Origin of the sequence: Streptomyces sp. NPDC006283 (assembly GCF_040613325.1) — a bacterium.
In the GTDB taxonomy this organism is placed as follows: domain Bacteria; phylum Actinomycetota; class Actinomycetes; order Streptomycetales; family Streptomycetaceae; genus Streptomyces.
Genome location: NZ_JBEXRZ010000225.1, coordinates 1 through 11,783 on the forward strand (window position 1 = coordinate 1; position 11,783 = coordinate 11,783).

General features: G+C 69.5%; 15 protein-coding genes. 5 read left to right on the forward strand and 10 right to left on the reverse strand.

The window, feature by feature from the left end:
- The 5 genes from ABZ070_RS30740 to ABZ070_RS30760 form a co-directional block, all read right to left on the reverse strand.
- Window positions 1–1,444: pantoate--beta-alanine ligase (locus tag ABZ070_RS30740; RefSeq protein ID WP_356638603.1), on the reverse strand; the 1,444-nt coding region annotated here is incomplete at its 3' end.
- A 323-nt stretch (window positions 1,445–1,767) separates the two neighbouring features.
- Window positions 1,768–2,064 (reverse strand): DUF4229 domain-containing protein, encoded by a 297-nt coding sequence (locus ABZ070_RS30745; protein ID WP_356638604.1) that lies wholly within the window; start codon window positions 2,062–2,064, stop codon window positions 1,768–1,770.
- Between the two features lie 63 nt (window positions 2,065–2,127).
- Window positions 2,128–2,652, reverse strand: coding sequence for a GNAT family N-acetyltransferase (locus ABZ070_RS30750; RefSeq protein ID WP_356638605.1), 525 nt, complete (start codon window positions 2,650–2,652; stop codon window positions 2,128–2,130).
- Window positions 2,653–2,727: 75 nt separating this feature from the next.
- Entirely contained in the window at window positions 2,728–3,891 is a 1,164-nt protein-coding gene (mqnE, locus tag ABZ070_RS30755) for an aminofutalosine synthase MqnE (RefSeq protein WP_356638606.1), read from the reverse strand.
- 49 nt (window positions 3,892–3,940) lie between these two features.
- Complete coding sequence (locus tag ABZ070_RS30760; protein WP_356638607.1) at window positions 3,941–4,396, reverse strand: Lrp/AsnC family transcriptional regulator; 456 nt, start codon at window positions 4,394–4,396, stop codon at window positions 3,941–3,943.
- Between the two features lie 129 nt (window positions 4,397–4,525).
- On the opposite strand from ABZ070_RS30760, the gene ABZ070_RS30765 reads away from it, so the two are divergent.
- Complete coding sequence (locus tag ABZ070_RS30765; protein ID WP_356638608.1) at window positions 4,526–4,672, forward strand: hypothetical protein; 147 nt, start codon at window positions 4,526–4,528, stop codon at window positions 4,670–4,672.
- Here ABZ070_RS30765 and ABZ070_RS30770 read toward each other — a convergent pair.
- On the reverse strand, window positions 4,669–5,346 hold the full coding sequence (locus ABZ070_RS30770; RefSeq protein WP_356638609.1) for a UbiX family flavin prenyltransferase: 678 nt from the start codon (window positions 5,344–5,346) through the stop codon (window positions 4,669–4,671). The two genes, ABZ070_RS30765 and ABZ070_RS30770, sit on opposite strands and share 4 nt — an antisense overlap.
- A 94-nt stretch (window positions 5,347–5,440) precedes the next feature.
- On the opposite strand from ABZ070_RS30770, the gene ABZ070_RS30775 reads away from it, so the two are divergent.
- Entirely contained in the window at window positions 5,441–6,061 is a 621-nt protein-coding gene (locus tag ABZ070_RS30775; protein ID WP_356638610.1) for a rhomboid family intramembrane serine protease, read from the forward strand.
- On the opposite strand, the gene mqnP is transcribed toward ABZ070_RS30775, so the two are convergent.
- From mqnP to ABZ070_RS30790, 3 genes are read right to left on the reverse strand one after another with little or no spacing between them, the layout of a single operon-like run.
- A complete protein-coding gene (mqnP, locus tag ABZ070_RS30780) occupies window positions 6,058–6,978 on the reverse strand; it encodes a menaquinone biosynthesis prenyltransferase MqnP (RefSeq protein WP_356638617.1) in 921 nt (306 codons plus the stop codon). The genes ABZ070_RS30775 and mqnP overlap by 4 nt on opposite strands.
- Window positions 6,978–7,448, reverse strand: a complete 471-nt coding sequence (locus ABZ070_RS30785; protein ID WP_356638611.1) for a hypothetical protein — start codon at window positions 7,446–7,448, stop codon at window positions 6,978–6,980. Before ABZ070_RS30785 ends, mqnP begins: the two co-directional genes overlap by 1 nt.
- Window positions 7,445–8,896 carry a menaquinone biosynthesis decarboxylase gene (locus ABZ070_RS30790; protein ID WP_356638612.1) on the reverse strand — a complete coding sequence of 484 codons (1,452 nt, stop codon included), beginning with the start codon at window positions 8,894–8,896 and terminating at the stop codon, window positions 7,445–7,447. Before ABZ070_RS30790 ends, ABZ070_RS30785 begins: the two co-directional genes overlap by 4 nt.
- 88 nt (window positions 8,897–8,984) lie before the next feature.
- On the opposite strand from ABZ070_RS30790, the gene ABZ070_RS30795 reads away from it, so the two are divergent.
- Both ABZ070_RS30795 and ABZ070_RS30800 read left to right on the forward strand, forming a co-directional pair.
- Complete coding sequence (locus ABZ070_RS30795; protein WP_356638613.1) at window positions 8,985–9,323, forward strand: PLD nuclease N-terminal domain-containing protein; 339 nt, start codon at window positions 8,985–8,987, stop codon at window positions 9,321–9,323.
- Window position 9,324: 1 nt separating this feature from the next.
- Window positions 9,325–10,218 carry a LysR family transcriptional regulator gene (locus ABZ070_RS30800; protein ID WP_356638614.1) on the forward strand — a complete coding sequence of 298 codons (894 nt, stop codon included), beginning with the start codon at window positions 9,325–9,327 and terminating at the stop codon, window positions 10,216–10,218.
- On the opposite strand, the gene ABZ070_RS30805 is transcribed toward ABZ070_RS30800, so the two are convergent.
- Complete coding sequence (locus tag ABZ070_RS30805) at window positions 10,175–11,128, reverse strand: DMT family transporter (RefSeq protein ID WP_356638615.1); 954 nt, start codon at window positions 11,126–11,128, stop codon at window positions 10,175–10,177. The genes ABZ070_RS30800 and ABZ070_RS30805 overlap by 44 nt on opposite strands.
- Window positions 11,129–11,236: 108 nt before the next feature.
- On the opposite strand from ABZ070_RS30805, the gene ABZ070_RS30810 reads away from it, so the two are divergent.
- Window positions 11,237–11,686 (forward strand): nucleoside deaminase, encoded by a 450-nt coding sequence (locus ABZ070_RS30810; protein ID WP_356638616.1) that lies wholly within the window; start codon window positions 11,237–11,239, stop codon window positions 11,684–11,686.
- The last annotated feature ends 97 nt before the right edge of the window (window positions 11,687–11,783 follow it).

Here is an 11,783-nt window from a genome sequence, read left to right on the forward strand (position 1 = left end):
CCTCCTCCCGCACCGTGGGCACGCCCACGATCTCGACCGGGAAGTTGAGGTCTTCGGCCATCCTGCGGATGAGGGCGAGTTGCTGGGCGTCCTTCGGCTCCGGGCCGGCGGGCGCGGAGTCGGCGGCCGGGTCGGCGTCGGCGCTGTCGAGCGGCGACGAGGTGGCGGCGTTGTACGCGTCGCGGTCGAGGATCTGCTCACGTGCCGCGACGATGACCGGAACCAGCGCCTGGCCCGCGACGTTCGTTGCGGTGCGGATCATGTCCAGGATCGGGTCGATCGCCATCAGCAGACCCACGCCCTCCAGCGGGAGGCCCAGCGTGGAGAGGGTCAGCGTCAGCATGACGGTGGCGCCGGTCAGGCCGGCCGTCGCGGCCGAGCCGACGACGGAGACGAACGCGATGAGCAGGTAGTCCTGGATGCCGAGCTGGACGTCGAAGATCTGCGCGATGAAGATCGCGGCGAGTGCCGGGTAGATCGCGGCGCAGCCGTCCATCTTGGTGGTGGCGCCGAACGGGACCGCGAAGCTCGTGTAGTCCTTCGGCACGCCGAGGCGTTCGGTGACCTTCTGGGTGACCGGCATGGTGCCGACCGAGGAGCGGGAGACGAACGCCAGCTGGATGGCGGGCCAGGCGCCCTTGAAGAACTGGATCGGGTTGACCTTGGCGACGGTCGCCAGCAGCAGCGGGTAGACGCCGAACAGCACCAGGGCGCAGCCGATGTAGACGTCGGCGGTGAACGTGGCGTACTTGCCGATCAGTTCCCAGCCGTAGTCGGCGATGGCGAAGCCGATGAGGCCGACGGTGCCGATGGGCGCGAGGCGGATGACCCACCACAGGGCCTTCTGGAGCAGTTCGAGCACCGACTCGCTGAGGGCGAGAATCGGCTTGGCGCGGTCACCGAGCTTCAGGGCGGCGACACCGGCGACGGCGGCCATGAAGACGATCTGGAGCACTTCCAGCTCGGTGAACGGCGTGATGATGTCCGTCGGGACGATGCCGGTGAGGAAGTCGATCCAGGTTCCGGAGTTCTCCGGCTTCTCGCCGTCCTGGGGCGTCAGTCCCGTCCCCGCGCCGGGGTTGGTGAGCAGGCCGAGGGCCAGGCCGATCGCGACCGCGATCAGCGAGGTGATCATGAACCAGAGCAGTGTTCGCGTGGCCAGCCGGGCGGCGTTGTTGACTTTCCGCAGATTGGTGATCGACACCAGGATCGCGAAGAAGACGAGCGGCGCGACGGCCAGCTTCAGCAGCTGGACGAAGATCGAACCGACCTGGTCCAGGGTGTCCTTCAGCCAGCCGATGTCCTGGCTGCGGGCGAGCCAGCCGAGCAGGACACCGAGGACCAGACCGGCGACGATCTGGGCCCAGAAGGGAACCTTGGGTATTCGGGAGCCGGAGCCGGGCTGGGGGCCGGCGGCAGGGGCGGACGCGGTGTTCGCGGACACGGACGCACTCCAGTGATGGCGTGTGGGGAAGAACAGGGGACGGGGGTGCGGCGCCCGGGCGCGCGAAGGCGCGGTGCCGCAGTGTGATGCCGGGCTGCGCGGACGACTACCGGCAACAGACCGCGGACATACAGCGGCACAGATCGACATGCAGGCGCGCCACGAGCGGAATGCTCGCGGCGTCGGAGGGGCGCACTGCTGTCGTCACGCAGACACGTTAACACTTCAACTTATGGAACCTCAAAGCTCCCCTTTGGGCTCCCGTTCTCCCCTGCCCGGTCCCGGTCCGGAGCGGCGCTACCGAGCAGCGCCGCCGAGCGGTGCTACCGGGTGGCGCCGTCCTCCTGGGTGCGGTTGGCGTCCAGGCGGGCCTTGACCCGGTCCACCTTGGGCGCGATCTGCTCGGACATCGCGTCGCGCTGCTTGCGCAGCAGGACGAAGCTGAGCGGCGCGGACACCACGAGGGCGAGCAGGACGACCCACACGAAGTTGGAGTCGCCGAGACCCTTGGGCAGGATGCCGACCTGCACCAGTCCGAGGACGGCGACGAAGCAGCCGACGAAGATCGTCAGTCGCAGTGCGGTGTACCGGATCACGGCACTCGTCCTTGCAGCGGACACGGCGGGCCTTCTTCCTTCATGCGGCTTAGGTGCCCGTCCAGTGAAGCATGCCGCGCAAACCGGTCAGCCGAGGGGCAGCAGCATGATGATGTCGTCGCGGTCGTCGCCCTCCGCGACCCTGATCGCGCCGGGCACCCGGCCGACCTCCTTGTAGCCGCAGGCGGCGTAGAAGCGGTCGGCACCGGTGCCGCCGCGGCAGGTGAGCCGTATCGCCTCGATGCCGTCGAGGCCGCGGGCCGCCTCGGCCGCGGCGGCCATGAGGTCGCGTCCGTAGCCCCTGCCCTGGTGCCTGGGGTGGACCATCACCGTGTAGAGCCAGACCCAGTGCGTCATCAGCCGGTGCGTGTTGTGCGCGAGGAACGCCGTGGCCGCGATCTCGCCGTCCTCGTCCCGCCCGACGAGCAGCCGCATCCGGCCCTCCGCGATGGCCGTGAGGTGCTTGCGCCACTGTGGCCGGATCTCCTCCGCGGTCACGGGCGGGACGAAGCCGACGGCCCCGCCCGCGTTGCTGACGTCCGCCCAGAGGGCGATGACGCCGTCGCGCAGGTCGTTGCCGCCGGGTGGGTCGAGTTCGAAGGTGAGGGCCATGGCGACAGGTTAGAAAACGAAAACCCCGGCTCGCGCCGGGGTTTCGCAGTTCGGACGGGGGCGGGCCCCCGGCACTCAGACGCGCATGGGCTGCGGCGACTCGCGGCGGTCGGCGTCGGGGCCCGGGTACTCGCGGATGATCTCGTAGCGGGTATTGCGCTCCACGGGGCGGAAGCCGGCGTCGCGGATCAGGTCGAGAAGGTCGTCGCGGGTCAGCTTGTTCGGCGTGCCGTAGTTGTCCGCGTCGTGCGTGATCTTGTACTCGACGACCGAGCCGTCCATGTCGTCCGCGCCGTGCTGGAGGGCGAGCTGGGCGGTCTGCACGCCGTGCATCACCCAGAAGACCTTGACGTGCGGAACGTTGTCGAACAGCAGCCGCGAAACGGCGAACGTCTTGAGCGCCTCCGCGCCGGTCGCCATCGTGGTGCGTGCCTGGAGCTTGTTGCGGACCTTGCCGTCCTGCATGTCCACGAAGTCGTGCTGGTAGCGCAGCGGGATGAAGACCTGGAAGCCACCGGTCTCGTCCTGCAGTTCACGCAGCCGCAGCACGTGGTCGACACGGTGCCTCGGCTCCTCGATGTGCCCGTACAGCATCGTGGACGGGGTCTTGAGGCCCTTCTCGTGCGCGAGGCGGTGGATGCGCGACCAGTCCTCCCAGTGCGTGCGGTGGTCGACGATGTGCTGCCGGACCTCCCAGTCGAAGATCTCCGCACCGCCGCCGGTCAGCGACTCCAGGCCGGCCTCGATCAGCTCGTCGAGGATGTCGGACGCCGACATCCCGGAGATCGTCTCGAAGTGGTGGATCTCCGTGGCGGTGAAGGCCTTCAGCGAGACATTGGGCAGCGCCTTCTTGAGCTCCGAGAGGGAGCGCGGGTAGTAGCGCCAGGGGAGGTTGGGGTGGAGCCCGTTGACGATGTGCAGCTCGGTGAGGTTCTCGCCCTCCATCGCCTTGGCGAGACGGACGGCCTCCTCGATGCGCATGGTGTACGCGTCCTTCTCGCCCGGCTTGCGCTGGAACGAGCAGTAGGCGCACGACGCGGTGCACACGTTCGTCATGTTGAGGTGACGGTTGACGTTGAAGTGGACGACGTCGCCGTTCTTGCGGGTACGCACCTCGTGTGCGAGGCCGCCGAGCCATGCCAGGTCGTCCGACTCGTAGAGGGCGATGCCGTCCTCACGGGTCAGCCGCTCACCGGCCCGGACCTTCTGCTCGAGCTCCCGCTTGAGTCCTGCGTCCACTGGGGCCGCCTCCCATACGTCTACCAATCGGGCTCCGCCAACGGTATCCCTAGGCTTCTTCCGGCAGGTCGCCGACCCGGTTCTCCCACTTCGTGGAGAGCACGATGGTGGTGCGGGTACGGGACACGCCGCGCGTCCCCGAGAGCCTGCGGATCGTCTTCTCCAGGCCGTCCACGTCGCTCGCACGCACCTTGAGCATGTACGAGTCGTCGCCCGCGATGAACCAGCAGTCCTCGATCTCCGCCAGGTCCTTGAGCCTGCGCGCCACGTCCTCGTGGTCGGCGGCGTCGGACAGGGAGATGCCGATCAGGGCGGTGACGCCGAGCCCCAGGGAGGCGGCGTCGACGGTGGCGCGGTAGCCGGTGATGACGCCGGCCGCCTCGAGACGGTTGATGCGGTCCGTCACGGAGGGGCCGGAGAGCCCCACGAGCCGGCCGAGCTCGGCATATGAAGCCCTGCCGTTCTCGCGCAGGGCCTGGATGAGCTGCCTATCCACGGCGTCCATAGACTCAAGCCTTCCATTATTCAGCGATACCGCAAGTTTACGTGTAGAATCTAAGGCACGCAGGGACGACACCCTGCGATTATTCAAACGATCACAGCTGATCCCACAGGATCACGATCCATACAGGAGTTGACACTCACCGTGTACACGATCGAGATGGCCTACGCCCACATGCGACAGCTGCAGGAGCTGGCCAACCGCTCGCGTGCCCACCAGCCTTCTGCCGCCCGCAAGGTCGACCGGACCCGCGCGCCGCGCACCGGCAAGAAGCGCTAATCGCCTCCGGAGCCACCACCCAGCTCCCCCTCCCAGCGGCGGTACAGCCGATGCGGCACCCCTGCCGCATCGAGCACCCGCCCCGCGACGAAGTCCACCAGATCCTGGATGTGCGTCGCCCCCGCGTAGAACGCCGGAGAGGCGGGCAGCACCACGGCGCCCGCCTCGTCCAGCGTCACCAGGTGCTTCAGCGTCTGCCCGTTCAAGGGCGTCTCCCGTACCGCGACCACCAGAGCGCGCCGCTCCTTGAGCGTCACGCTCGCCGCGCGCTGCAGCAGGTCCTTCGAAAGCCCGAGCGCCACCCCCGCCACACAGGCGGTGGACGCCGGCACGATCACCATGCCCTTGACCGGGTACGACCCCGACGACGGCCCGGCGGCGAGATCGCCGGCCGCCCAGTGCCGCACGTCCCTCACATCGACATCGAAGCTGTCCGGCTTCCCGTCGGCTCCCCGGGACAGCCACTGCCGCAGATCGTCCTGCCAGTGCGCGTCCCTGAAGGCGATGCCCGTCTCGTCGAGCAGCGTCAGCCGCGAGGCCCTGCTGACCACCAGGTCCACGCTCTCGCCGGCGGCCAGCAGTCCGCGCAGTACGGCGGCCGCGTACGGCGTACCGGAAGCGCCGGACACCCCCACGACCCAGGGCCGACGACTGTTCACTTCTTGCTGCTCCACACCGTTGAGCCTATCCGGCGGTGTGGACGCGGAACTGGGTAAGGTGCCCCGGACGTTTCCGGGGGGAGGCGCACAGATACCCAGGGGGGCCGCGATGGCGTACACGGCCGGCGCAGAGTGGACGACATCCGACCGGGCGAAAGCCGCGGCCAAGATCGCCGTGTGCTGGGTCGCCCTGCTGTGGGCCCTCGAAGCCGTCGACGTGGCGACAGCCCATGCCCTCGACGCGTACGGCATCGTGGCACGGGACCCGGCCGAGCTCGCCGACGTCGTCCCCTCGGCCTTCACACACTTCGGCTTCGCCCATGTCGCGGCCAACAGCGTCCCGCTGCTTGTCTTCGGTTTCCTCGCCGCACTGGGCGGCGTCCGCAGGTTCCTCGCCGTGTCACTGATGATCATCCTGGTGGACGGTCTCGGTGTCTGGCTGGTCTCTCCGTCGGACGTCAACACGGCGGGCGCCTCCGGCCTCGTCTTCGGCCTCTTCGGCTATCTCGTCGCGCGCGGCTTCGTCGACCGCAGGCTGCTGGACGTGGGCGTGGGCCTGCTCGTCGGCGCGGTCTGGGGCAGCTCGATCCTGGTGGGCATCTCCCCGGCCAACACCGGAGTGAGCTGGCAGGGCCATCTCTTCGGGCTGCTGGCGGGCATCGCGGCCGCCTTCGTCTTCCGCCGCCGCACCGCTGCCGGCCCGGGCCCGGGCCGGCAGGCCCTCGGTTAGACGGTCAGGCCCCGCACGACGAGGTCGGCCAGCGCGCAGACGAAGAGCGAGATCCCGATGAAGCCGTTCGTCGTGAAGAACGCCCTGTTCAGCCGGGACAGATCGTGCGGGCGCACGATCGTGTGCTCGTAGAGGAACGCCGCCGCCACGATCACGAGCCCGACCCAGAACAGCACCCCCGCGTCCGTCGCCAGCGCGTACCAGACCAGCAGACCCGTCGTCACGACATGCGACGCCCGAGCGCCGTGGAGCGCCGCCGGGATGCCGAAGCGGGCCGGGACCGACATGACGCCGTGGGCCCGGTCGGCCTGGACGTCCTGGCACGCGAAGATCAGGTCGAAGCCGCCGATCCACACGCCGACCGCGAGCCCCAGGATCACCGCGTCCCACGACCACGCCCCGGTGACCGCGATCCACGCGCCGACCGGGCCCATGGCCTGGGCGAGGCCGAGGATGGCATGCGGGAAGTCGGTGAACCGCTTGCCGTACGGATAGACCACCATCGGCACCACCGCGACCGGCGCCAGCGCCAGACACAGCGGATTGAGGAGCGCGGCCGCGCCGAGGAAGACGGCGAGCGCCACGAGCGCCCCCGTCCACGCGGAGCGCACGGACACCGCGCCGGTGACCAGCTCCCGCCCCGCCGTGCGCGGGTTACGTGCGTCGATCTCGCGGTCGATGATCCTGTTGCAGGCCATCGCGAAGGTCCGCAGCCCCACCATCGCGACGGTGACGAGCAACAGCTCGCCCCAGTGGACGGTCCCGTCCAGCTGGAACATCGCGGTGAGCGCGGCGATGTAGGCGAAGGGCAGCGCGAAGACCGAGTGCTCGATCATCACCAGTCGCAGGAAGGCCTTCACCTTCCCCGTCGGCTGCGGGGCGGGGCCCGAACCGACGACCCCGTCGGCGGTCGTCATCATGCGAGGCTCCCGAGGAACGCGTCGAGGTCGGCCAGCAGCCCGGCGACGGGCAGCGGACCCGTCTCCACCGACGACGGCGTCCCCTCGTCCTCGGGCGGGGTGACGTGCGCCGTGAAGGCGTACGCGTTCGCGCCGGCCGGGCGGGCGTCCAGTCGCAGCACGGCGCCGCCGTCGACCGTGAACGGCCCGGACGCGGCGGCGAGCTCGGCGCGCAGCCGTTCCGCGAAGCCGGCGGGCTCCACGTCGCGCACACCGGGCAGCTCGAAACCGTCGCCTTCGCCGTCGTTCTCGAAGAGGACCGTCCAGGTGTCGCCGGGACCCGCGAACTCCTCGGGCGCGACGCCCGCCTGCTCGGCGGCCAGCCGGACGCCCGGGTCGGCCGGGTCTAGCCGGGGGCGCACGAGGGCGACGTAGTCGGTGTCGGCGCCGATGAAGAGGGCCGGGCCGCCCACGGCGATGGGGCTCACAGGCCGTACTCCTTCCAGCGGCGGTCCACCAGCGCCGCCGTGTCCGGGTCCGACTCGACCATGTTCGGCCAGCCGCCGTCCCGGGTGTACCCCTCCTCGGGGAGTTTCCGCGTCGCGTCGATACCCGCCTTGCCGCCCCAGAACTGCTGGTAGGAGGCGTGGTCGAGGTGGTCGACCGGTCCTTCGACGACGGTGAGGTCGCGCGCGTAGTCGGTGTTGCCCAGTGCCCGCCACGAGACCTCGTGCAGGTCGTGGACGTCGCAGTCGGCATCGACGACCACGATCAGCTTGGTCAGCGACATCATGTGCGCACCCCAGATGGCGTGCATCACCTTCTGCGCGTGCTTCGGGTACTTCTTGTCGATCGAGACGATCGCGCAGTTATGGAAACCGCCCGACTCCGGCAGGTGGTAGTCCACGATGTCCGGGACGATGATCTTGAGCAGCGGGAGGAAGAACCTCTCCGTCGCCCGCCCCAGCGGACCGTCCTCGGTCGGCGGCCGGCCCACCACGATCGACTGCAGCAGCGGCCGCTTGCGCATCGTGACGCAGTCGATGGTCAGCGCCGGGAACGGCTCCTGCGGCGTGTAGAAGCCGGTGTGGTCGCCGAAGGGGCCCTCCGGCAGCATCTCCCCCGGCTCCAGCCAGCCCTCCAGCACGACCTCGGCGTTGGCCGGGACCTGCAGTGGGACGGTCTTGCAGTCCACCATCTCGATCCGCTTGCCGGCGACGAAGCCCGCGAACAGGTACTCGTCGATGTCGCCGGGCAGCGGCGCGGTCGAGGCGTACGTCACGGCCGGCGGGCAGCCGAAGGCGATCGCGACCGGCAGCCGCTCACCGCGCCTGGCGGCCACCTGGTAGTGGTTGCGGCTGTCCTTGTGGATCTGCCAGTGCATGCCGATGGTGCGCTTGTCGTGGCGCTGCAGCCGGTAGAGACCGAGGTTGCGCACGCCCGACTCGGGGTCCTTGGTGTGCGTGAGCCCCAGGTTGAAGAACGAGCCGCCGTCCTCGGGCCAGGTGAACAGCGCGGGCAGGGTGTCCAGATCGACGTCGTCGCCGGTGAGGACGACCTCCTGCACCGGCGCGTCCTTCACCTTCTTCGGCGGTACGTGAACCATCGAGCCGAGCTTGCCGAACGCCTCGCGCACACCGACGAAACCGTGCGGCAGCTCCGGCTTGAGCAGCCCGCCGATCTTGTCGCTGATCTCCGCGTAGGACTTGAGGCCCAGCGACTTGAGCAGCCTGCGGTCGGTACCGAAGACGTTCATCGCGAGCGGCATCGCGGAACCGCGCACGTTCTCGAAGAGCAGCGCCGGACCGCCGGCCTTGTTCACCCGGTCGACGATTTCCCCGACCTCGAGATACGGGTCGACTTCGGCCTTGATGCGCTTGAGGTCGCCCTCGCGCTCCAGCGCCCGCAGCAGCGAGCGGAGATCGTCGTAAGCCATGGGGTCCAGTATCCGGTACGCACTAGGCTGGGGCTGTCACGGGGGCCCGCCCAGCGCGGCCCCGAGTTCTTCCCGCAGGGGGTCGGCCATGCCACGGTTGCTGATGTTTCTGGTGCCGCTGGCGCTCAGCGTGTACGCCTTCATCGACTGCCTCTCCACGAACGAGAAGCACATCAAGTACATCCCCAAGCCGCTGTGGGCGATCCTCGTGCTGCTCTTCCCCTTGGTGGGCTCGATCTCCTGGCTGATCGCGGGCAAGGACCGGCAGGCGCTGAACGCCTCGCCCGCCCGCGGCGGCTGGGTCGCGCCCGACGACAACCCCGACTTCCTCAAGTCGCTGCGTGACGAGAACCGGGACAAGGAGCCGGGCGCGGGGCCGGACAACGGCCCCGTGGACGGCGACGACCCCGACAGGCCGAAGTCCTGACGTGGAGATCCGGCTCCTGGTCACCTTCGAGAAAGTCGCGTCCGTCCTCAGCTTCACGCAGGCGGCGGCCGAGTTGAAGTACGCGCAGTCCAGCGTCACCAGCCAGATCCGTTCGTTGGAGAGCTCGCTGGGAACCGAGCTGTTCGACCGCCTCGGCAGCCGTATCCGGCTGACGGAGGCGGGCGAGCGGCTGCTGCCGTACGCCCGCAGGATCATCGAGCTCTCCGACGAGGCGCGCACCGCGGTCGCGGGAGCCGAGGAACCGGCGGGAACGATCAACATCGGCACCATGGAATCGCTCACCTCCTACCGGCTGCCGGAGCTGCTCGAGCTGTTCCACCACCGGTATCCGAAGGTGAGGCTGTCGCTGCGTCCCACGCTCGGCGACGAGACCCGGCAGGCGCTGCGCCAGGGCGTCTACGACATCGGCTTCCTGATGGAGCGGGAGACGGAGCACGCGGGCCTGGAGAGCGAGGTACTCGCCGTGGAGCCGCTGGTGCTGGTGGCCGCCCCCGGTCATCCGCTGGCCGGGGCGAGTGAGCTGGAGACCGCCGACCTGGCGGACGCCCAGCTGGTGGGCACGGAACCGGGCTGCCCGTACCGCGACCTGTTCGAGGGTGAACTGCGTGCCCGGACGGGGACGCCACCGCCGTTCATGGAGTTCGGGACGATCGAGGCGACCAAGCGCGGCGTCGCCGGCGGACTCGGGGTCGCGCTGCTGCCCCGGATGACGGTCCGTGAGGAGCTCGCGTCCGGGGCGCTCGTCGCACTGCCGTGGGAGCCGCCGTTCCGGCTGCGCACGCAGGTGGCGTGGCGGGAGGGGAAGCGGCTGCCGCGGCATGTGCGGTTGTTCATCGACGAGACGATGCGGCTGGTACGGGAGCAGGAGTCGTAGCGGAGCCCCGGGCCACCGTTCGCGGCTGCCGCGGCTGCTTCGTGCGGTTGATCCGCAGCGAGGCGAGCACGATCAGCGGGACGCCCAACGCCTGGACGAGGCCGATGTGGTGTCCGTACACGGCCCAGTCGGCGACCATCGCGACGGCCGGGTAGACGAAGGCCAGCACGGCGATCTTCGCGGTGGCGAGCTTCTGGTACGCCGAGTACATCAGCACGTACATCAGGCAGGTGTGGATCAGTCCGAGCCCGGCCAGCCACGCCCAGCCCGCGCCGAGGCCGCTCGCCGCGGCGAAGTCCGCGAAGGGCAGCAGCAGCGGGATACCGACCAGTACCTGGACCAGCGCGACCAGATGCGGCTTCACCCCGGTGACCCGCTTGGTGATCACGGTGGAGATCGCGTAGAACAACGCGGCCAGCAGCGCGAACCCGAGGCCTGCCAGCGGGCCGGGGTCCGAGGGGCTCACACCGGAGACGAGGACAAGACCGGCGAAGGCGACGCCGAGCCAGCCGAAGGTCGCCGCCGTCAGCCGTTCCCTGAACAGCAGCGCGCCCAGCAGCACCACGTAGAACGGCTGGGTGTGGTAGACGACGGTCGCCAGCGAGATGGACGACTCCTCGTACGCCTCGAAGAGGAACACCCAGTTGAAGACGATGAACACGCCGCCGAGAGCGGCGAGCGCCAGCTTCTTCGCCGTGAAGTTGTGGTCGGTGAAGAATCCGCGCACCAAGCAGTAGGCGCCGAGCGCGAGCGCGCCGAACAGGCAGCGGAAGAAGACGACGTTGAACGGGGAGGCGCCCGACTCGACGACGAAGATGCCGAGGGTTCCGGAGAGCACCATGGCGAAAGTGAGTTCGACGGTGCCACGCCTGGTGGAGTCCGCAGTGGCCTGCGCGGTCTGAGATGTCATGTCTGTGAAGCTACGAGCGCAGGGCGCGGGCGGTCCACGAGCCAGTGGGGCATCCTGCCGATGGGCCCATCGGCGGATCCGATGGGCGCCGCAGCGGAGAGGAGACACATGAGGCACGGCGGGTACGAGGCCTGGCTGGAAACGGCCGTGGCCCAGGCGCGTGCCGGTCTCGCGGAGGGCGGCATCCCTGTGGGCGCCGCCCTGTACGGCGCGGACGGCACGCTGCTGGGCCAGGGCCGCAACCGCCGCGTCCAGGACGGCGATCCGTCGGTGCACGCGGAGACGGCCGCCTTCCGGGCGGCAGGACGGCAGCGCTCCTACCGCGGCACGACGATGGTGACCACGCTGTCGCCGTGCTGGTACTGCAGCGGCCTCGTACGGCAGTTCGGCATCTCGCGGGTGGTGATCGGGGAGGCGGAGACCTTCCACGGCGGCCACGACTGGCTGGCCGAGCACGGCGTCGAGATCGTGTTGCTGAACGACGCCGCGTGCACGGCGATGATGCGCGACTTCGTCGCGGCCAGGCCCGACCTGTGGCACGAGGACATCGGCGACTGATCGGCGCCAGACCGGACCCCTGCGGTAGATCTCCGCGAGCAGCATGGTGCGCTCGGTGGTGGCGGCATCCAGGGTGGCCCGGGCAAGTGGGGCCCCG